Origin of the sequence: Amycolatopsis rhizosphaerae (assembly GCF_007713715.1) — a bacterium.
Lineage (GTDB): Bacteria > Actinomycetota > Actinomycetes > Mycobacteriales > Pseudonocardiaceae > Amycolatopsis_E > Amycolatopsis_E rhizosphaerae.
In genome coordinates this window covers 1-18,444 of record NZ_VJWX01000034.1, presented here as the reverse complement: position 1 = coordinate 18,444, position 18,444 = coordinate 1, and the positions used below count along the sequence as shown (strand labels likewise).

At 70.9% G+C, this 18,444-nt stretch carries 20 protein-coding genes and 1 riboswitch; of the genes, 11 read left to right on the top strand and 9 right to left on the bottom strand.

All coding sequences use genetic code 11. The features are described from left to right. Window positions 1-298 precede the first annotated feature (298 nt). On the bottom strand, window positions 299-472 hold the full coding sequence (locus FNH05_RS37860; protein ID WP_186382408.1) for a hypothetical protein: 174 nt from the start codon (window positions 470-472) through the stop codon (window positions 299-301). A 292-nt stretch (window positions 473-764) separates the two neighbouring features. Here FNH05_RS37860 and FNH05_RS06035 point away from each other — a divergent pair, with 292 nt between their 5' ends. From FNH05_RS06035 to FNH05_RS06025, 3 genes are read left to right on the top strand one after another with little or no spacing between them, the layout of a single operon-like run. After that, window positions 765-1,484 (top strand): phosphatidylserine decarboxylase, encoded by a 720-nt coding sequence (locus FNH05_RS06035; protein WP_144586275.1) that lies wholly within the window; start codon window positions 765-767, stop codon window positions 1,482-1,484. Between the two features lie 2 nt (window positions 1,485-1,486). Continuing rightward, window positions 1,487-2,458: a CDP-diacylglycerol--serine O-phosphatidyltransferase gene (gene pssA / locus FNH05_RS06030; RefSeq protein WP_144586274.1), complete on the top strand. Its 972-nt coding sequence runs from the start codon at window positions 1,487-1,489 to the stop codon at window positions 2,456-2,458. Between the two features lie 58 nt (window positions 2,459-2,516). Continuing rightward, window positions 2,517-4,739 carry an AAA family ATPase gene (locus FNH05_RS06025; RefSeq protein ID WP_144586273.1) on the top strand — a complete coding sequence of 741 codons (2,223 nt, stop codon included), beginning with the start codon at window positions 2,517-2,519 and terminating at the stop codon, window positions 4,737-4,739. Here FNH05_RS06025 and FNH05_RS06020 read toward each other — a convergent pair whose 3' ends face one another. Together FNH05_RS06020 and FNH05_RS06015 are read right to left on the bottom strand one after the other, a co-directional pair. Beyond that, entirely contained in the window at window positions 4,740-5,354 is a 615-nt protein-coding gene (locus FNH05_RS06020; protein WP_144586272.1) for a LytR C-terminal domain-containing protein, read from the bottom strand. It lies immediately after the preceding gene. Then, the gene (locus tag FNH05_RS06015) at window positions 5,351-5,659 is read right to left on the bottom strand and encodes a DUF3263 domain-containing protein (protein WP_144586271.1); all 309 of its coding nucleotides are present in this window, start codon (window positions 5,657-5,659) and stop codon (window positions 5,351-5,353) included. Before FNH05_RS06015 ends, FNH05_RS06020 begins: the two co-directional genes overlap by 4 nt. A 126-nt stretch (window positions 5,660-5,785) precedes the next feature. On the opposite strand from FNH05_RS06015, the gene FNH05_RS06010 reads away from it, so the two are divergent. Together FNH05_RS06010 and FNH05_RS06005 are read left to right on the top strand one after the other, a co-directional pair. After that, entirely contained in the window at window positions 5,786-6,346 is a 561-nt protein-coding gene (locus FNH05_RS06010) for a peptide deformylase (protein ID WP_144586270.1), read from the top strand. 98 nt (window positions 6,347-6,444) lie between these two features. Further along, window positions 6,445-7,362: a S1C family serine protease gene (locus FNH05_RS06005; RefSeq protein ID WP_144586269.1), complete on the top strand. Its 918-nt coding sequence runs from the start codon at window positions 6,445-6,447 to the stop codon at window positions 7,360-7,362. Here FNH05_RS06005 and FNH05_RS06000 read toward each other — a convergent pair. Next, window positions 7,359-7,934, bottom strand: a complete 576-nt coding sequence (locus FNH05_RS06000; protein ID WP_144586268.1) for a Uma2 family endonuclease — start codon at window positions 7,932-7,934, stop codon at window positions 7,359-7,361. The genes FNH05_RS06005 and FNH05_RS06000 overlap by 4 nt on opposite strands. 276 nt (window positions 7,935-8,210) lie before the next feature. On the opposite strand from FNH05_RS06000, the gene thiC reads away from it, so the two are divergent. Genes thiC through thiD (FNH05_RS05985) form a run of 3 tightly spaced genes read left to right on the top strand, consistent with a single transcriptional unit; the run spans window position 8,211 to window position 11,504 of the window. Beyond that, a complete protein-coding gene (thiC, locus tag FNH05_RS05995; protein ID WP_144586267.1) occupies window positions 8,211-9,848 on the top strand; it encodes a phosphomethylpyrimidine synthase ThiC in 1,638 nt (545 codons plus the stop codon). Beyond that, on the top strand, window positions 9,845-10,663 hold the full coding sequence (thiD, locus tag FNH05_RS05990; RefSeq protein WP_144586266.1) for a bifunctional hydroxymethylpyrimidine kinase/phosphomethylpyrimidine kinase: 819 nt from the start codon (window positions 9,845-9,847) through the stop codon (window positions 10,661-10,663). Before thiC ends, thiD (FNH05_RS05990) begins: the two co-directional genes overlap by 4 nt. Window positions 10,664-10,667: 4 nt before the next feature. Next, window positions 10,668-11,504, top strand: a complete 837-nt coding sequence (gene thiD / locus FNH05_RS05985) for a bifunctional hydroxymethylpyrimidine kinase/phosphomethylpyrimidine kinase (RefSeq protein WP_144586265.1) — start codon at window positions 10,668-10,670, stop codon at window positions 11,502-11,504. A 29-nt stretch (window positions 11,505-11,533) separates the two neighbouring features. On the opposite strand, the gene FNH05_RS05980 is transcribed toward thiD (FNH05_RS05985), so the two are convergent. Then, window positions 11,534-12,718: a serine hydrolase domain-containing protein gene (locus FNH05_RS05980; protein WP_144586264.1), complete on the bottom strand. Its 1,185-nt coding sequence runs from the start codon at window positions 12,716-12,718 to the stop codon at window positions 11,534-11,536. A gap of 110 nt (window positions 12,719-12,828) precedes the next feature. On the opposite strand from FNH05_RS05980, the gene FNH05_RS05975 reads away from it, so the two are divergent. Both FNH05_RS05975 and FNH05_RS05970 read left to right on the top strand, forming a co-directional pair. Then, entirely contained in the window at window positions 12,829-13,497 is a 669-nt protein-coding gene (locus FNH05_RS05975; RefSeq protein ID WP_144586263.1) for a response regulator transcription factor, read from the top strand. Next, window positions 13,482-14,669 carry a sensor histidine kinase gene (locus FNH05_RS05970; protein ID WP_186382407.1) on the top strand — a complete coding sequence of 396 codons (1,188 nt, stop codon included), beginning with the start codon at window positions 13,482-13,484 and terminating at the stop codon, window positions 14,667-14,669. The genes FNH05_RS05975 and FNH05_RS05970 overlap by 16 nt, the downstream gene beginning before the upstream one ends. A 45-nt stretch (window positions 14,670-14,714) precedes the next feature. Here FNH05_RS05970 and FNH05_RS05965 read toward each other — a convergent pair whose 3' ends face one another. The 4 genes from FNH05_RS05965 to thiO form a co-directional block, all read right to left on the bottom strand. Then, window positions 14,715-15,149, bottom strand: a complete 435-nt coding sequence (locus FNH05_RS05965; RefSeq protein ID WP_246127557.1) for a MarR family winged helix-turn-helix transcriptional regulator — start codon at window positions 15,147-15,149, stop codon at window positions 14,715-14,717. Between the two features lie 103 nt (window positions 15,150-15,252). After that, a complete protein-coding gene (gene thiG, locus FNH05_RS05960; protein ID WP_407652651.1) occupies window positions 15,253-16,044 on the bottom strand; it encodes a thiazole synthase in 792 nt (263 codons plus the stop codon). Next, complete coding sequence (gene thiS, locus FNH05_RS05955; RefSeq protein ID WP_144586261.1) at window positions 16,037-16,237, bottom strand: sulfur carrier protein ThiS; 201 nt, start codon at window positions 16,235-16,237, stop codon at window positions 16,037-16,039. Before thiS ends, thiG begins: the two co-directional genes overlap by 8 nt. Then, on the bottom strand, window positions 16,238-17,332 hold the full coding sequence (gene thiO / locus FNH05_RS05950; protein ID WP_144586260.1) for a glycine oxidase ThiO: 1,095 nt from the start codon (window positions 17,330-17,332) through the stop codon (window positions 16,238-16,240). After that, a riboswitch (TPP riboswitch) is annotated at window positions 17,327-17,436 on the bottom strand. (Overlaps the previous gene by 6 nt.) Before the next feature lie 31 nt (window positions 17,437-17,467). Here thiO and thiE point away from each other — a divergent pair. Continuing rightward, window positions 17,468-18,136 (top strand): thiamine phosphate synthase, encoded by a 669-nt coding sequence (gene thiE / locus FNH05_RS05945; protein WP_144586259.1) that lies wholly within the window; start codon window positions 17,468-17,470, stop codon window positions 18,134-18,136. Window positions 18,137-18,444 lie beyond the last annotated feature (308 nt).

The following is an 18,444-nucleotide window of genomic DNA, read 5'->3' as shown; positions in this document are numbered from 1 at the left end:
ATCGTCACCGGCCCGTTTGCCGCGCACTAAGCTTCCGAGCGGCACGGCCCGGGACCGCCCCGCCGGGCGGGTATGTCGTCGGGGGACATACCCGCCCCTGCGCCACAGAGCGCGGACGGAGCCGGAAGGCGTTCCGGCCGGTCAGGGCCTGGATCACGAGCGCCGCGAAGGAACCCGTAGGAGTCGAAGACCGCCACCGCGCAGGGCACCATGGCCACCGCTTCGTGCGACGGCTTCTGACCCCTCGCTTCCTCACCACGAGCATGGCCCCGGGCCCGAGCAGGGCGCCGGGGCCACCTCATTGCCGGAGCACCGTCGGGGGACTCACCCGCCCTTTGACCTCGCCCCGCAGTATCGCGAGCGCGTCCGGCAGCTCGACCAGCTCCGGTATCGGCTCGCTGTGCACATCACGCCACCATGCGTCGAACAGCTCGGCGAGGTGTTCGTCGAGCGTGCCGTAGGGCGGTGGCATGACCCGGTCCTTTCTGCGTCAACTACGTTCTGCATCGTCGGACCGAACCCTGCGTTAACAGAAATCGCTGTGGCCTTCACCCGTTTGGGTGTGTTGCGCGGCGTCAGGGCGGGCAAGATGTGGCAGGCACACGGGACGCGGCACCGGCCATGGCGGCCGGGCGGTAGCGTGGATGTCCGGATCGGCACAATGCCGGGATGTGTTCGGCGGGCGAGGCGCCATCGACTGTCGGCGGCTCGTCGGACACCCCGGTCCACACCGGTCACCGTTTGAACCGACGCATGGGAACCAGATGAGCCTCAACCTGCCGGAGCAGGCGAGCAACCCCTTCCGACACGCGGTGCAGCTGGCCCGCGAGACCCTCCCCCCGATGCATCCCGCGGGCCGCCCCTTCGTGGCGGGAGGCATCGCCGCGACGCTGCTGCTGCGCCGGCTGTCCAAGCCACTGGGCACGGTCGCCGGGCTGGCCACCCTCGCCACCGCGGCGTTCTTCCGTGAACCGCGTCGCGTGCCCCCGGCCCGCGACGGCCTCGCCCTCGCCGCCGCCGACGGGCTCGTGTCGCTGATCGAGGAGGCCACCCCGCCGCCGGAGCTCGGCCTTCCCGCCGAGCCGCGGATGCGCGTCAGCATCTTCCTGTCCGTGTTCGACGTGCACGTCCAGCGTGCCCCCGCCACCGGCATCGTGGAGCGCGTCGCCTACCGCCCCGGAAAGTTCCTCTCCGCGGACCTCGACAAGGCCAGCGACGACAACGAGCGCAACTCGGTGCTGCTCCGCACCGTCGACGGCCACGAGCTGGTGGTCGTGCAGATCGCCGGGCTGGTGGCCCGCCGCATCGTCTGCCAGGTCCAGGAGGGCGACAAGGCGGACGCCGCCCAGACCTACGGCCTGATCCGCTTCGGCTCGCGCGTCGACCTCTACCTGCCTCCGGGCAGCCGGGTGCTGGTCAGCAAGGGCCAGCGCACCATCGGCGGCGAAACACCGCTCGCCGAGCTTCCCCAAGGGAGGAAGTAGCCATGGTCCGGGCGATGACTCCGAGCGTGCGCCTGCTGCCGAACGCGATCACCGTGCTCGCGCTGGCCGCGGGCCTGTCCGCGGTGCAGTTCGCGCTCAGCCACAACTACGTGCTGGCGATCGGCGCCATCGGCGTCGCCGCGGTGTTCGACAGCCTCGACGGCCGCATCGCCCGGCTCCTGGACGCGACCTCCAAGATGGGCGCCGAGCTGGACTCCCTGTCCGACGCGATCTCCTTCGGTGTCGCGCCGGCGCTGGTGCTCTACATCTGGCACGCCGATCCGCAGGGCTTCGGCTGGATCACCACGCTGGTCTTCGCGGTCTGCATGGTGCTGCGGCTGGCCCGGTTCAACACCCTCCTGGAGGCGGAGAAACCGCCCTACGCGAACGAGTTCTTCGTCGGGGTCCCGGCACCGGCCGGCGGCCTGCTGGCGCTGTTGCCGCTGATCATCACCCTCCAGTTCGGCAACGGCTGGTGGGCGTCGGAACCCGTGGTGTGGGTCTGGACGGTGGCGGTCTCGCTACTGCTGATCAGCCGCATCCCGACGCTGTCGCTGAAGAAGGTCAAGGCCCCCGCGAAGGCGGCCGCCCCGCTGCTCGTGGGCGTGGGCCTGCTGGCCGCGGCGATCATCCAGTATCCGCTGATCGCGCTGGCCGTGGCGTTGCTGCTCTACCTTGTGCACATCCCGTTCTCGGTCCGCCGCTACCGGTGGCTGGCCCAGCATCCGGAGGCCTGGCACGTGCCGGTGAGCGAGCGGCGGGCGATCCGGCGGGCGCGCAGCACCGGGCGCCTGCGCCTGCGCAGGCCGAAGCTGCCGAAGGTGGCCGGGGCCGGGCTGTCCATGCGCCTGCCGCGCGGCTCGGGCCATGTGGTGCGCGGTGTCCGCACCTTCACGCCGGACGGCGAGGAGCGCAACCGGCGCCGCAGCTGGCGCCGCATGGGGCTTCGCCAGCGCCAGCGCGAGGAGCGGTAGGGCGGCGACGGGAGGTCAGCCGGGCGGCTGGGGCCGCACGAGGCCCTAGAGTGAGGGCGTGAGCGCTCCGCAGATCACGCTGACCCTCCGTCACACTCCCTCGGCGCTGGACACGCGCCGGGGTGTGGTCCGGTTGCACCCCGAGGTGCTGGACGCGCTCGGCCTGCGCGCCTGGGATGCGGTGCATCTGACCGGTGCCAGGGTGAGCGCCGCGCTGGCGGCTCCGGCGGAGGCGGGCAACGCTCCCGGCATCGTGCTCTGCGACGACGTCACGATGTCGAACCTGGGGGTCACGGAGGGCGCCGAGGTGGTGGTGGCACCCGCCGCCGTGTCCGCGGCCCGCTCCGTGACCGTCGCCGGTTCGAAACTCGCCCGCGTTTCGGTGCCCCCGCACACCCTCCGGCTCGCCCTGATCGGCAAGGTGGTCACCGTCGGCGACGCGGTTTCGCTGCTCCCGCAGGACCTCGCGCCGCCGCCGGGGTCCGACGCCGCTTCGGTGCGCGGGCAGCTGTCCCGGGCCATCGGCGCCACCTGGACTTCGGAACTGCTCAGCGTCACCGCCACGGAACCGGGCGGAGTCGTCGCGATCGGACAGTCCACTGTGGTCAATTGGCGGGACGGGGAGCGGCCCGCGGCGGCCGCCGCGCCCGCCCGTGCGGCCCAGGCCGCCGACACCCCGTCCCGGCCGCCTGCCCCGGCCGCCGAACCGGAAGCGGCGGCCGTCCCGGTGAGCGACCTCGTGGGCGCGCAGGCACAGGCCCGCACCCTCACCGAATGGTTCGACCTCGCCTTCCGCCGTCCCGAACTGCTCACCAGGCTCGGCACCACCGCCCGGCTCGGGATCCTGCTGTCCGGACCCGAGGGAGTCGGCAAGTCGACCCTCGTCGGCTCCGTCGCGGCCGCCGAGGGCATTCGGGTGCGCACCCTGGCCGCACCCACGATGGCCGCACTGGAACCGAACGCCGCCGCCTCCCTGCTGCGGGAAACCCTCGACGAGGCGACCACCGGCGAACCGACCGTACTGCTGCTCACCGACGTCGACGCCCTGCTCTCCGGCGCGAGCAGCCCCCCGGTCGCCACGGTGGTGCTGGCCGAACTGCGCGCGGCACTGGCGAAACCGGGCTTCGCGCTGGTGGCCACCACCGCCCGGCCGGAGGCCTGCGACCCGCGCCTTCGCGGTCCCGGACTACTCGACCGCGAGCTGTCGATCCCGCTGCCCGACGCCAGGACCCGCACCGAACTACTGCGCCTGCTTCTGCGGGACGTGCCCGTCGAACCGGGGGTGGACTGCGGCGAACTCGCCGTCCGCACCCCGGGTTTCGTGGCCGCCGACCTCATCGCGTTGCGCCGCGACGCCGCACTGCGCGCCGCCCTGCGCCAGCGGGACTCGGCCGAGCCGCGCATCGCCCAGCAGGACCTGGTGGCCGCACTCGACACCGTCCGCCCCATTTCGATGTCCACTTCGGACACGCTGGCGACCGGTGGGCTCAGCCTCGACGACGTGGGTGACATGGCCGAGGTGAAGCAGTCGCTCACCGAAGCCGTGCTGTGGCCGCTGCGCTACCCGGACTCGTTCGCCCGCCTCGGTGTGGCCCCGCCGCGCGGCGTGCTGCTGTACGGTCCGCCGGGCGGGGGCAAGACGTTCCTCGTGCGGGCGCTCGCCGCGACCGGCGCGCTGAACGTGTTCGCGGTCAAGGGCGCCGAGCTGATGGACAAGTGGGTCGGCGAATCCGAACGGGCCGTCCGCGAGCTGTTCCGCCGCGCCGCCGACGCCGCGCCCTCACTGGTGTTCCTCGACGAAATCGACGCACTGGCCCCGCGCCGGGGCCAGTCCGGCGACTCCGGGGTCTCCGACCGCGTGGTCGCCGCGCTGCTGACCGAGCTGGACGGGGTCGAACCGATGCGCGACGTCGTCGTCCTCGGCGCCACCAACCGGCCGGAACTCGTCGATCCCGCGCTGCTGCGGCCGGGGCGGCTGGAGCGTCAGGTCTACGTGCCGCCGCCGGACGCCGAGGCCCGCGCGGAGATCCTGCGGGCCACCGCGAAGCACACCCCGCTGGCCGACGACGTGGATCTCGCGGAATTCGCCGCCGCCCTGGACGGATACTCGGCCGCCGACTGCGCCGCCCTGATCCGGGAGGCGGCGCTGACCGCGATGCGGGAGTCACTCGACGCCACCGAGGTCACCGCCGCCCACCTGGACAAGGCCCGCTCGGCGGTGCGCCCGTCGCTCGACCCGATCCAGCTGGCCCAGTTGGCGGCCTACGCGGGACGGCGCTGATCAGGATCCCTTGCTGTGCAGGCCCTGGTAGTCGTTGGTGACGATGATGATCACACCGGGGCTGGCGTTCTGGATGCCGGCGAACCGCGGCTCGGCCTTCATGCCGAACGCGGCCGCGAGCGCCTTGGCCGCGGTCTCCTCGTCGGTGCCGGGGGTGAAGTACGCCGTCGTGGTCGGGATGATCCCGTACGGATAGTTCGACGGCTCCGCCACGTTCCAGCCGTCCGCCCGCAGGTCGTTGGCGGCCCGGGCGGCCAGACCGGTGATGGTGCTGTTGTTGTAGACACGCACCTGGACCCATTTGGCCTCGGCCTGGTCCCCGGGGGTGCCGGTGTTCGGCTGGCCGATGACCGGCGCGCCGGAGGAGGGCGTGGCGGCGGCCGGAGCACTGCTGGACGCAGAGGAGGTGGCCGCCGGGGCCGAAGTCGGGCTCGGAACGGTGCTGCCACCTGGGGCGCCACTGGGCGCGGAGGAACTCGCCGGGGCGGCGGTGTTCTGCGTGGACGGGCCGTTGAGCGCGGTGATCGTGCCGATCACGAGCGCGACCAGCGCGACGCCGAGCAGGACGACACCCGCCAGCCGCAGCGGCCGGGAAAGGCCTTGCAGGAAGTTCATAACGCCTCGATCCCCAGTCGCCGGGCCACCCGCCTGCGCTGCCGGACCGTGCGGAGCTTGCGCAACCGCTTGACCAGCATGGGGTCGGCGCTCAGGGCCTCCGGCTTTTCGAGAAGCTGATTGAGAAGTTGGTAGTACCGGGTCGGGGACAGGTCGAACTGCTCGCGGATCGCCTGTTCCTTGGCCCCGGCGAAGCGCCACCACTGGCGCTCGAACGCGAGGATCGCCGCTTCGCGCTCGGACAGTCCCGCGACGGAATCCGGCGGGGACGGCCGATCGTCAGCCATCGACTCCGCGGCGTCCATCGGTCTCCTCAGTTCGGCAAAACACACGCTGTCGTTCCGCCAGGCCATTCAATCACGAGGGTGGCAGCCGATGGTGGGATCACGGCCCGGCGCGTCCCGGCCCACCAATGGGTACGATCGCAGGTTGTGACGATTCACCCCATCTGCATCGCCGGTGAGCCCGTGCTGCACCACCCGACCCGCGAGGTGGAGAAGTTCGACGACGAACTGCGCACCCTCATCGACGACATGTTCGAGACGATGTACGCGGCCGAGGGGGTCGGCCTCGCCGCCAACCAGATCGGTCTCGACCTGCGGCTGTTCGTCTACGACTGCCACGACGACGAGGGCGGCCGGCACAAGGGTGTCGTGGTGAACCCGAAGCTGGAGACCTCGGAGATCCCGGAGACCATGCCGGATCCGGACAACGACTGGGAGGGCTGCCTGTCCGTGCCCGGCGAGTCCTATCCGACGGGCCGGGCGCACTGGGCGAAGGTCACCGGGTTCGACGGCGATGGCAATCCGATCGAGGTCGAAGGCACCGGCTACTTCGCCCGCTGCCTGCAGCACGAAACGGATCACCTCGACGGTCACCTCTATCTGGACCGGCTGGTCGGCCGGCACGCCCGCGACGCGAAGCGCATGATCAAGCGGAACCGGTGGGGCGTGCCCGGACTGACCTGGCTGCCGGGCGAAGACGAGGTCTGACCCCGGGGTTCGCCGATGGTGAACGGGGCGGCGGTGACCACCCGCGCGAGCGCACACTGGATACGCACGTAACGGTGTAATCCGGGGTGGTGGTCGTGATGGATGACACGGAAGCCCTCGACGCCTATTCACGGTCCGTCAGTTCCGTAGCGGCCGAAGTGACGCCGCACGTGGCGAGCCTGCGGCTGGCGCGCGGCAGCGGTTCGGCGGTGGTCTTCGCCGAAGACGGGTACCTGATCACGAACGCGCATGTCGTCGGCACCGATTCCGGTGGAGTGGCCACCTTCGCCGACGGCACGGAGACCGATTTCCTCGTCATCGGCGCGGACCCGCTGTCCGATCTGGCGGTGGTGCGTGTGCGCGGCGACGCGCCTCCCGCCGCCCGGCTCGGCGACGCCGACAAGCTCGTCGTCGGCCAGCTCGTGGTGGCCGTCGGCAGCCCGCTGGGGCTGGCCGGTTCGGTGACCGCCGGGGTGGTGAGCGCCCTCGGCCGTTCCCTGCCCGTCCGCACCCGCCGCGCCGGTCGCGTGATCGAGAACGTGATCCAGACCGACGCCGCGCTCAACCCCGGTAACTCCGGTGGCGCGCTCGCCGACTCCACGGGGCGCGTGGTCGGCGTGAACACCGCTGTCGCCGGCATCGGTCTCGGCATGGCCGTGCCGATCAACGCCACCACCCGCCGCATCGTCGACACCCTGCTCGTCGAGGGCCGGGTGCGGCGCGCCTACCTGGGTGTGGTGGGGGTGCCCGCCCCCCTGCCCGAGGAGGTGGCCGAGCGGACCGGGCAGCGCGCGGGGCTGCGCGTGGTGGAGGTGGTGCCGGGCGGCCCGGCGGCACGGGCGGGACTGCACGCGGGTGATCTCGTACTGACCGTGGGGCGGGAGCGCGTCCGCGACGCCCAGGACATCCAGCGGCTGCTGTTCGCCGAGGTGATCGGCACCCGTCTCGCCGTGACCGTGCTCCGCAGCGGGGCCATGGTGGACGTCGTCGCCACCCCCAGCGAACTGGACGGTTAGAACTCCTTGGTGTCCAGCACCAGGTCGATCGGGCTGGGCAGGGTGATCGAGTCACCGAAGGGCACCCGCTCGACGGTCCGGTAGTGCCCGTCGACCGGCTCGGAGAACAACGTCACCGTCGGACCTTCGTCGTCGAACCGGTCGATCAACAGATACAACGGCACCGGCGCCTGCGCGTAGGCCCACAGCTTCTCCACACGATCCGTGCGCGCATTGCCCCGCGAAACGATCTCGACCGCCAACTTGGCCAACACGGCGGGCACCGGCACCTGGTCCGGACGTGCCACGAGTTCGGCGCGCGGCACCACCACCAGATCCGGCTCGTACAACCGCTTCACACCCGGAATCGACACACCGAGCGTCTGCAGCACCGACCAATCGACCGGCACCGCGCGGACCAGGCCGCGGTGCGCCAGATCCGCGATCAGGTTGTGCCCGTTGCCGGGTGGCGGCGACACCGTGACTCCCCCCTCCAGGATCTCGGCACGCCACCCCTCGGGTACGTCGAGCTCCCACCAGGCACGCAACAGCGCATCCCAATCACTGCCGAATTCGACCGGAATCGTGCCCATCAGACCCCTCCGTGCTCCTGGCCGAAAGCCTACCGGACGCGACTGACCTGCGGAAATCCGCGAACGCGCCGCACCGCGCCATGCCGAGGGCGGCACCGCGAGTGAGCTGTTCCACTTGTTCTCCGTGGTGTGACATGGCATGGTCGTCGTACACAGAAAAATCGCGGGAGCTCGCGCCTTGGCGGGCTGAGAGGGTGACTGGTCGTCCCATGCGGGATCCGGTGTCACCGACCGCCGAACCTGACCGGGTAATGCCGGCGTAGGGAGTGATCTTTCTTGACGACGCTCGAAAACAATGCCTCCGTCACGGTGACCACGGGTCCGATCACCGGTTCCCGCAAGGTCTACCACCAGACCGAGTCCGGGCTCCGGGTGCCCGCCCGCCGCATCGACCTGACCAACGGCGACCACTTCGACGTCTACGACACCTCCGGCCCGTACACCGATCCCGACGCGCGTATCGATGTCCACAATGGACTCCATCCGCTGCGCGCAGGCTGGGCGGACGGCCGGGCGCACGACACCCAGCTCGGCTGGGCCAAGGCGGGCGTGATCACGCGGGAGATGGAGTTCATCGCCGCCAGGGAGCGGGTGACTCCCGAGTTCGTCCGCGACGAGGTCGCCGCCGGGCGGGCGGTGATTCCGGCCAACCGCAGGCATCCCGAGAGCGAACCGATGATCATCGGGAAGAACTTCCTGGTGAAGATCAACGCCAACATGGGCAACTCGGCGGTGTGGTCCTCGGTGGAGGAAGAGGTCGACAAGATGGTGTGGGCGACCCGATGGGGCGCCGACACGATCATGGACCTGTCCACCGGCAAGCGGATCCACGAGACGCGGGAGTGGATCGTGCGCAACTCTCCCGTTCCCGTCGGCACGGTGCCGATCTACCAGGCGCTGGAAAAGGTCGACGGGGAACCGGAAAAACTGTCCTGGGAGGTCTACCGGGACACCGTGATCGAGCAGTGCGAGCAGGGCGTGGACTACATGACCGTGCACGCCGGCGTGCTGCTGCGGTACGTGCCGCTCACCGCCAACCGGGTGACCGGCATCGTCTCGCGCGGCGGTTCGATCATGGCCGCCTGGTGCCTGGCGCACCACCAGGAATCCTTCCTGTACACGCATTTCGAGGAACTCTGCGAGATCCTGCGCGCCTACGACGTCACCTTCTCGCTCGGTGACGGCTTGCGGCCCGGCTCGATCGCGGACGCGAACGACCGCGCGCAGTTCGCCGAACTGGAGACCCTGGGCGAGCTCACGCACATCGCCAGGGCACACGACGTGCAGGTGATGATCGAGGGGCCCGGCCACGTGCCGATGCACAAGATCAAGGAAAACGTGGAACTGGAGGAACGGCTCTGCGGCGAGGCGCCGTTCTACACCCTCGGTCCACTCGCGACGGACGTCGCCCCCGGCTACGACCACATCACCTCCGCCATCGGCGCGGCACAGATCGGCTGGTACGGCACGGCGATGCTGTGCTACGTCACACCGAAGGAGCACCTCGGCCTGCCGAACCGGGACGACGTGAAGACCGGGGTGATCACCTACAAGATCGCCGCGCACGCCGCGGACCTGGCCAAGGGGCACCCGTACGCCCAGCAGTGGGACGACGAACTGTCCAAGGCCCGCTTCGAGTTCCGCTGGCAGGACCAGTTCAACCTGGCACTGGACCCGGACACGGCCCGCTCCTTCCACGACGAGACGCTGCCCGCCGAACCGGCGAAGACCGCGCACTTCTGCTCCATGTGCGGACCGAAGTTCTGCTCCATGCGCATCACCCAGGACGTCCGCAAGTACGCCGAAGAACACGGGCTGTCCACTGTGGAGGCCATCGAGGCCGGGATGCGGGAGAAGTCCACGGAGTTCGGCGAGCAGGGCAACCAGGTTTATCTGCCGGTCGTGGAGCGATGAGCGCGACGCCGAAGACCGCACTGACCATCGCGGGCTCGGATTCCGGTGGTGGCGCCGGAATCCAGGCCGACCTGCGTACCTTCTTCGCCTGCGGGGTGCACGGGATGACCGCGATCACCGCGGTGACCGTGCAGAACTCGCTGGGCGTGCAGGGTTTCACCGAAATCCCGGTGGACGTGGTGACCGCGCAGATCAGGGCGGTCGCACTGGACATGGGCGTGAACGCGGCGAAGACCGGCATGCTGGCCAGCGCCGAGATCATCGAGGCGGTGGCGAAGACCCTCGACGAGGTCCGCATCGGCCGTGATCACGACGTCCCGTTCGTGGTCGACCCGGTGGCCGCCTCGATGCACGGTGACCCGCTGCTGCGGGACGAGGCGCTGGAGGCGATCCGCACCCAGCTGTTTCCCCGGGCGACGCTGGTCACCCCGAACCTCGACGAGGTGCGGCTGCTCACCGGCTTGGCGGTGACCGACCGGGAAAGCCAGCGCCACGCCGCGGACGAACTGCTCGAACTGGGACCGCAGTGGGTGCTGGTCAAGGGCGGCCACCTCTTCGACGAACCGGAGTGCGTGGACCTGCTCTCCGACGGATTCCAGTACATCGAACTGTCGGGCCGGCGCTACGAAACCAAACACACGCACGGCAGCGGCGACACGCTGGCCTCGGCGATCACCGCGTCGCTCGCGCACGAACTGGGCGTGCCGGACGCCGTCGACGAGGGCAAGCGGTTCATCGAGCACTGCGTGGCCGACGCCTACCCGCTGGGCGAGGGCATCGGCCCGGTGTCGCCGTTCTGGCGGCTGTCACACTAGGGGTATGCCGACCCCTGCCAGTCCGCCCGCCGCACTGACCATCGCCGGTTCCGACTCGGGTGGCGCGGCGGGCCTGCAGGCGGACCTGCGGACGTTCCTGACCTGCGGGGTGCACGGCCTGGTCGCGGTGACCGCAGTCACCGTGCAGAACACCCTCGGTGTGCACGACCGGGCCGACATCCCCGCGCACATCGTCGCGGGCCAGATCGAGGCGGTCGCGGCCGACATGGGCGTGCACGCGGCGAAGACGGGCATGCTGGCCTCCGCCGAGATCATCGCCGCGGTGGCGCGGGCCTGCGACCAGGCGGGCATCGGGCGGGACCACGAAATCCCGTTCGTGGTCGACCCGGTGGCCGCCTCCATGCACGGTCATCCCCTCTTCGACGAGGAGGGGCTGGCCATGCTGCGTGAGGAACTGCTGCCGCGGGCCACCGTGCTCACGCCGAACCTCGACGAGGTGCGGCTGCTCACCGGGATCACGGTGACCGGGCGGAAGGACATGCACGAAGCCGCGGTCGCGCTGCACGCACTCGGGCCGCGCTACGTGCTGGTGAAAAGCGGTCACCTCACCGAGGACCCGGAGTGCGTCGACGTCCTCTACGACGGGGAGAGCTTCCTCGAACTCCCCGGCCCGCGCATCGCGACCGTGCACACCCACGGGGCGGGCGACTCGATGGCCTCCGCCCTCACCGCCGGCCTGGCACGGGGCATGACGGTGGCCGAGGCGGCCCGCTTCGGGAAGTGGTTCGTCGGCAACGCGGTCGCCCACTCCTACCCGATGGGCGCCAAGGTCGGCCCGGTCTCCGCCTTCTGGCGCCTCGCGCCTGAAGACCGCCCCTGAACCGTTGAGCTGCGCCGCGAGGAGTCCCCTCACGCCCCTCCGCTGACGATGAGCTCCTGCGCCTTCACGAACACGGGCGGCATTCCCAGGTTGCGGTCGTAGTCGTAGTTGCTGAGGATCACCGTCACGTAGCGGCTGTCCGGATAGAGCTGGAAATCGGTGGCCTCACCGAAGGAACCACCGCTGTGCCCGATGTTCCACTGGCCGTTGATGAGCACGGCCTGCGGACCGTAGGCCTGGAAGACCGCCTGCCGTCGCATTGTCCCGGTCGGCGGCCGGCCAGGGCCGTTGGGGCTCGGTGGCACCTTGCCGCCGATCGTGATCTGCGTGTACTCGGGGTTCAGCAGTTCGTGGCCGAGCAGGGCTTCGGCGAAACGTGCCATGTCCGGGCAGTTGGAGAAGGCGTCGCCGGCGGGGCCGCCGACGAACATCCGGTCCTCGAGGCCGTCGGTGCGCCCGCCTGAGGGCTGCAGGCCGTAGGGATGCGCCATGCGCGGGTCGGCCCGCCATTGTGGTTTCGTGTAGAAGTCCGAACTGGTCATGCCGGCCTTGCCGAAGATGTTCGTGCGCACGTAGTCGTAGTAGGACTGCCCGGACACTTGCTGGACGATCGCGCCGAGCAGGTGGTAACCGGCGTTGCTGTACTGCCATCCGGCGCCGGGCGCGAAGGACAGCGTGGACGTCCGGACGAAGTCCGTGGTGCTGTCCATCGCCTGCTGCGCGCTCGTCCAGGTGGCCGCCGCTTCCAGGTATCCCGGCATGGTGAAGAGATCACCGAATCCCGAGGTGTGGGTGAGCAGGTGGTGGACGGTCACCTTCCCGGCGATGTCGTCCGGAAAGCCGGTGAGATAGGTGCCCAGCTTTCCGTGGTAGGCCACCTTGCCGTCCTGGGCGAGCTGGGCGACCGCGACGGCGGTGAACAGCTTCGTCACCGAAGCGAGCGCGAAAAGGGTGTCCGGGCCGTTGGGGACCGACTTCGCCTTGTCCGCCATGCCATAGGAGCGGGCCAGCACTGTTCTGCCGCGGTTGATCACCAGCAGACTGCCGGAGAACGCGTCCTGGTCCGCCTGTTCCTTGACGAACCGGTCGAATTCGCCTTCCGGTCGCAGTCCGCTCGGTATCCGGGCAGGGACGGCCTGGGCTTTCGCGGGGAGGGTCAGCACTGCGCCGGTGGCTCCGAGCATGGCCAGCACGGAGCGGCGGGAAGGGTTCATGAGCGTGTCTCCATTCGGACGAATGGCTGCCGTTCTACCGGCAGGTGCCGATGGGCGACCGATGTCCGGGGCATACCGGATCCATAGGTCGCGAACGGAACAATGGCTGGATGCGCGTACTGCTGGTGGAGGATGAGCAGCCGCTGGCGAAGTACGTCGCGGTCGGCCTGCGCAAGCACGGCTTCGCGGTCGACCTCGCCCTCGACGGCCGCACCGCGCTGGACAAGTGCGCGGTCACGCCGTACGACGTGGTCGTACTGGACCGGGACCTGCCCGTGGTGCACGGGGACGCGGTATGCCGGCAACTGGCCCAGCAGGGCACGGCAAGGATCCTGATGTTGACCGCGTCCGGCACCGTGGAGGACCGGGTCGAGGGGCTCACCCTCGGCGCGGACGACTACCTGGGTAAGCCGTTCGCGTTTTCCGAACTCGTCGCCCGCGTGCGGGCGCTGTCCCGGCGCAGCACTCCGGCCCGCCCGCCGGTGTTGCGCGCCGCCGACGTGGTCCTCGACCCCGCCCGCCGCACCGTCGAGCGCGCCGGGCGGCTGCTGCACCTGACGCCGAAGGAATTCGGGGTGCTCGAACAGTTGCTGGCCGCCGGTGGCGACGTGATCAGCGCGGAGACCCTGCTGGACAAGGTGTGGGACGAGCACGCCGACCCGTTCACCAACGCGGTCCGGATCACCGTGGGCACGCTGCGCCGCAAGCTCGGTGACCCGCCGCTGATCGACACCGTGACCAGCGCCGGATACCGGGTCCGGGCATGCCCCGCCACCTGACCGCCCGCGCCCGGCTCACGATCCTCTACACCGGGCTTGTGCTGGCGGCGGGCATCGTGCTGACCGGGTTGACCTACCTGTTGATGCGGCAGAACCTGGTGCACCGGGTGTCGGTCATCGTCGTCGGCGGGACCGCGGCCGGCGATCAGCTGCCTCCGGTACCGCAGCCGCCTTCGGAGGTCGCCGCGCGGGTGCAGGCCGCGGCGTTGTCCGCCTTCCTCTCGCTGGAGGGGATCGCGCTCGCGGTCGTGACCGTGCTGGCCGCGGTGCTGGGCTGGCTCGTGGCCGGTCGCGTGCTGCGGCCGATCCGCACGATCTCGGCCACGGCCCAGCGGCTGTCCGCGGAGAACCTGTCCGAGCGCGTGCCGGTCGCGGCACCGGCCGACGAGCTGACGACGCTGGCCGACACGATCAACGGGATGCTGGACCGGATCCAGCAGGGTGTGCTCGAGCGCGACCGGATCCTGCACGGCCAGCGCATGTTCACCGCCAACGCCGCGCACGAGCTGCGGACGCCGCTGACCACCATGCGCACCGCCATCGACGTCACCCTCGACGGCGATCCGGACAAAGTCGAATTGCTCGCCATGATCGGCGATGTCGCGAGCGCCGTCGAGCACAGCCAACGCACGCTCGACGGGCTTCTCGCGCTGGCCCGCAGCCAGGCCGGTTCGGGCACGCCGCGGTCGGTGGATTTCGCCCTCTTCGTGGAGCGCGTTCTGAACGGCGCCGCCGAGGAGATCGCGGCTCGCGACCTCGTCGTGCGGACCGAACTCGACACCGCCTCGACGACTGGCGAGCCGATCCTTCTGGAGCGCATGGTCGGCAATCTGATCGACAACGCGGTGCGCCACAACCATGCCGGCGGCCGGATCGGGGTCTTCACCGGCATCGTGGCCGGTTCGGCCTTCCTGCGCGTCGAAAACACCGGCGAGAAGATCCCGCCCGATACCGCCGCCCGGCTGCTCGAACCGTTTGTCCGTGGCGACGGATCACGCATCCACACCGGCCCCGGAACCGGACTCGGGCTATCCATTGTGGACGCTGTCGTCACCGCTCACCGCGGCACCGTGGCACTCACGGCCGACCCCCGCGGCGGCCTGATAGTCGAGGTGCGCCTTCCGCGGGCGGAACCCCTCACGACTTACGAGCGGGTGGCTGACGTGCCGTGAGGGACCCCCTCTGTTTGCCAGGGCCCCAGCCACTCCGACACAGGCTCAGTCCTCTTCGTCGGCGAGGAGGGCTTCGAGGGCGACCAGCCCCGCGGCGAGATCGGCCTGGAGCTTCGGGGCCAGCCGTGAGATCCGGCGGTTGAGTTCCCTGACGCGGGTGGAGCGCACACCGGACAGCATCCGCTCGCCCTCCTCGGTCGCCGTCGCCAGCCAGGCGCGGCGATCCACCGGATCCGGTTCACGGCTGGCGTAGCCGACCTCCACCAGCCCGGCGATGATGCGGGACATGGTCGCCGCGGCCACGCCTTCCTTCGCCGCGAGGTCGCCGAGGCGCATCGGGCCGTGCGCGGCCAGGGTGGCCAGCGCGGAGATCGAACCGTGGCCCGGCCCGGGCGTGCCGGCCTGCCGCAGGGAACGGGAAAGCCTTCCCACCGCCAGGAACAACCGCCCCGCGACATCCTCGGTTGCCGACCCGTCCACCTCGAGCTCCTTCTGCCGACCCGATCCACACCCGTTGAGGGTGCCGACCACCATACGTGTTTCCCCTTGGTGGCCGCGGTGAACACGTCGGTACGGTGCGTTTCTACCGGGGCGGGCTGGACGCCTGCGCCCAGAACCGCTGCGGGATGCGTCCCGCACCCCGGGCGAGCCGCCCCGCGATCACCGCGGAGCGCATGGCGTAGGCCATCCGCTCGGGATCCTGCGCGCGCGTGACCGCGGTGGACAGCAGGACCGCGTCGCAGCCGAGTTCCATGGCCAGCGTCGCGTCGGAGGCCGTGCCGATGCCCGCGTCGAGCACGACCGGCACGCCGGCCCTGGACACGATCAGCTCGATGTTGTGGGGATTGCGGATGCCGAGGCCGGTGCCGATCGGTGCGCCGAGGGGCATCACCGCGGCACAGCCCGCCTCCTCCAGCCGCAGTGCCAGCACCGGGTCGTCATTGGTGTAGGCCAGCACGGTGAACCCGTCCGAGACCAGTTGCTCGGCGGCGTCCAGCGTCTCCAGCGGATCCGGCAGCAGGGTCCGGTCGTCGGCGTGGACCTCGAGCTTGATCAGGTCGGTTTCCAGCGCCTCACGCGCCAGCTGCGCGGTGAGCACCGCTTCGGCCGCGCTGCGGCAGCCCGCGGTGTTGGGCAGCAGCCGGATACCCAGCCGCCGCAACAGTTCCAGCACGCCCGAGCCACCCTCGGCGTCGGCACGGCGCATCGCGACCGTGGTCAGTTCGGTACCCGAGGCGACCAGCGCGCGTTCGAGGACGGCGAGGTTCGCCGCGCCGCCGGTCCCGATGATCAGGCGGGAGCCCAGCTTGTACTCGCCGATCGCCAGCTCGTCCCCGGCCCCGTCGAACCGGCCGTCCGTGCTCGTCTCAACCACCTTGCACCGCCGTCAGGATCTCGAGCCGCGCGCCCGGTGACACCACGGTCTCCGCCCAGTCGCCGCGCCGGACGACCACGCCGTCGACCGCGACCGCGACGCCGCGCGGCGCGGTGCCCAGCGCTTCGAGCAGCCCGGCGACCGTGATCCCGTCCGGGAACGCGCGCCAATCGCCGTTGACCTGTACTTCCATCTAATGCCCTCCGTCCCGTGCGGGGTCCGCGGCCTCGACCTCGGCCGGTGGCTTCTCCCCGTCCAGCCACGCCACGATCGCGTCGGCGGTCACCGGCGCCATCAGCAACCCGTTGCGGTGGTGCCCCGTCGCCGCGAGCAGCCCGTCGGCGAGCGGGCCCAGGTACGGCAGCGTGTCCACGCTGCCCGCCCGCAGCCCGGCGGCCATCTCGACCAGCTCGTACTCGGCAATGCCCGGGAAGATCCGTTCCGCGCCTTCGAGCAGTTCCCGCACGCCGCGGGCGGTGACGGTCTCGTCGAACCCGGCCTCGTACTGGGTGGCGCCGAGCACCAGTTCCCCGTCTTCGCGCGGCACCAGGTAGATCGGGCGGCCCTCGACGAACCCGCGCACCGTGTGCCGGGGCGGCCCGAGGCTGCCTCGGCGGACGCGCAGCCGCAGGATCTCCCCCTTGAGGGGGCGCACGCCCAGCCCGGGCCGCAGCCGGGCACTGTACGCGCCGGCGGCGAGCACCGCGACGTCACACCGCACGTCCCCGGAACCGGTCCGCACCAGGCCCGGCTCCACGGCGGTGGCCTCGACGTCGAGGAAGCGCACGCCACGCCGTAGCGCGGCGGCCTGGAGCGAACGCAGCAGGCGGCGGTTGTCGACGGCAAGGTCGCCGGGGACCAGCAGCGCGGACCGCGCGCCGCTCACCCCGGGCTCGATCGACCGCAGCCGCCGCCCGGTGACGGTGTCGACCGCGCGGCCCACCGAGGCAAGGTATTCGGCCAGCACGGCGAGCTGATCGGCGTCGGCGCGGTCGAACGCCACCACGAGGGTGCCCTCGGTGGACAGCCCGGGGTCGCCCCCGTCGGCGGCGAGCGCCTCGGCGAAGGCGGGCCAGCGCCGCAGCGACTCCTCCCCGAGTGCGAGGCCGGCCTCCTCGCCGGGCCAGGCCTCGGCCACCGGGGCGAGCATGCCGCCCGCGACCCAGGAGGCGCCGCGACCAGGCGAAGGGTCGATCACCGTCACCCGGTACCCGGCCAACGCGGCCTTCCAGGCCACGGACAGGCCGATCACGCCGCCACCCACGACGGCCACCTGCGTTTCTGCCACAGAAATCACGCTCCCTGCGCCGGCATGATCCGGATCAGGTTCCACGGTCGAAGCGGTGGTCAGCTCCCTCTCAGCCCGTGTCCCGGGCTCCCGTGCGGACCCCCACACGTTACCCCGTGGGTTACCGTTGCGGCCATGCCAGGGCTCAGTGGTGAACAGATCAGGAAACGGCTCGACGCGGCGAAGCTGTACCTGTGCACCGACGCGCGAACCGCATCCGGCGATCTCGCCGAGTTCGCCGACGCCGCGCTCTCCGGCGGGGTGGACATCATCCAGCTGCGGGACAAGACCGGCGGCGCACCGCTGGAGGCCAGGCAGGAGCTGGCCGCGCTGGAGGTGCTGGCCGAGGCGTGCGCGCGCCACGGCGCGCTGCTGGCGGTCAACGACCGGGCGGACGTGGCGCTCGCGGCCGGTGCCGACGTGCTGCATCTCGGACAGGACGACCTGCCGGTGAGCGCGGCGCGCCGCATTCTCGGCGACGAGCCGGTCATCGGGCGTTCGACGCATTCGGTCGAACAGGCCCGCGCGGCGGCCGTGGAGGCCGGTGTGGACTACTTCTGCACCGGGCCGTGCTGGCCGACTCCCACCAAGCCGGGGCGGCAGGCCCCCGGTCTCGACCTGGTGCGGGCGACGGCGGGCGGCACGGACCGTCCGTGGTTCGCGATCGGGGGCATCGACCTGGCCAGGCTGCCCGAGGTACTGGACGCGGGCGCGTCGCGGGTGGTCGTCGTGCGCGCCATCACCGAGGCCGAGGACCCGCGGGCCGCCGCCCGGCAACTGGCCGAGGCGCTCCGGGCCGGTTGAGGGCAGCGCGTCGCCGTGAGGGGGCGAGTCCCACCCTCCGGCGCCTGTGTCCCACGCTCGTGCGCTTGTGTCCCACGCTCGTGCGCTTGTGTCCCACGCTCGTGCGCATGAGTTCCACGCTCGGTCCGGGTGAGGTGCCCTCGGGGGACGGGACTTTTGCCGGAACCCTGGCTCGCTTTCTGGTGAGGAGGGGTCCCCTCACGGCCGTATCGAGCAGGGCTCCGGCAAGGTCGCGTGAGTGTTGGCCGTGAAGGGTCCCTTCACAGTCGTTTTGACTGTGAAGGGACCCTTCACGGCTTGCCCCGGTC

Excerpts from the sequence above, each read along its gene's own strand:
- FNH05_RS37860 (WP_186382408.1), bottom strand. The coding sequence starts at position 472 with ATGCCACCGCCCTACGGCACGCTCGACGAACACCTCGCCGAGCTGTTC.
- FNH05_RS06035 (WP_144586275.1), top strand. The coding sequence starts at position 765 with ATGAGCCTCAACCTGCCGGAGCAGGCGAGCAACCCCTTCCGACACGCG.
- pssA (WP_144586274.1), top strand. The coding sequence starts at position 1,487 with ATGGTCCGGGCGATGACTCCGAGCGTGCGCCTGCTGCCGAACGCGATC.
- FNH05_RS06020 (WP_144586272.1), bottom strand. The coding sequence starts at position 5,354 with ATGAACTTCCTGCAAGGCCTTTCCCGGCCGCTGCGGCTGGCGGGTGTC.
- FNH05_RS06015 (WP_144586271.1), bottom strand. The coding sequence starts at position 5,659 with ATGGACGCCGCGGAGTCGATGGCTGACGATCGGCCGTCCCCGCCGGAT.
- FNH05_RS06005 (WP_144586269.1), top strand. The coding sequence starts at position 6,445 with ATGGATGACACGGAAGCCCTCGACGCCTATTCACGGTCCGTCAGTTCC.
- FNH05_RS06000 (WP_144586268.1), bottom strand. The coding sequence starts at position 7,934 with ATGGGCACGATTCCGGTCGAATTCGGCAGTGATTGGGATGCGCTGTTG.
- thiD (WP_144586266.1), top strand. The coding sequence starts at position 9,845 with ATGAGCGCGACGCCGAAGACCGCACTGACCATCGCGGGCTCGGATTCC.
- thiD (WP_144586265.1), top strand. The coding sequence starts at position 10,668 with ATGCCGACCCCTGCCAGTCCGCCCGCCGCACTGACCATCGCCGGTTCC.
- FNH05_RS05980 (WP_144586264.1), bottom strand. The coding sequence starts at position 12,718 with ATGAACCCTTCCCGCCGCTCCGTGCTGGCCATGCTCGGAGCCACCGGC.
- FNH05_RS05975 (WP_144586263.1), top strand. The coding sequence starts at position 12,829 with ATGCGCGTACTGCTGGTGGAGGATGAGCAGCCGCTGGCGAAGTACGTC.
- FNH05_RS05970 (WP_186382407.1), top strand. The coding sequence starts at position 13,482 with ATGCCCCGCCACCTGACCGCCCGCGCCCGGCTCACGATCCTCTACACC.
- thiS (WP_144586261.1), bottom strand. The coding sequence starts at position 16,237 with ATGGAAGTACAGGTCAACGGCGATTGGCGCGCGTTCCCGGACGGGATC.
- thiE (WP_144586259.1), top strand. The coding sequence starts at position 17,468 with ATGCCAGGGCTCAGTGGTGAACAGATCAGGAAACGGCTCGACGCGGCG.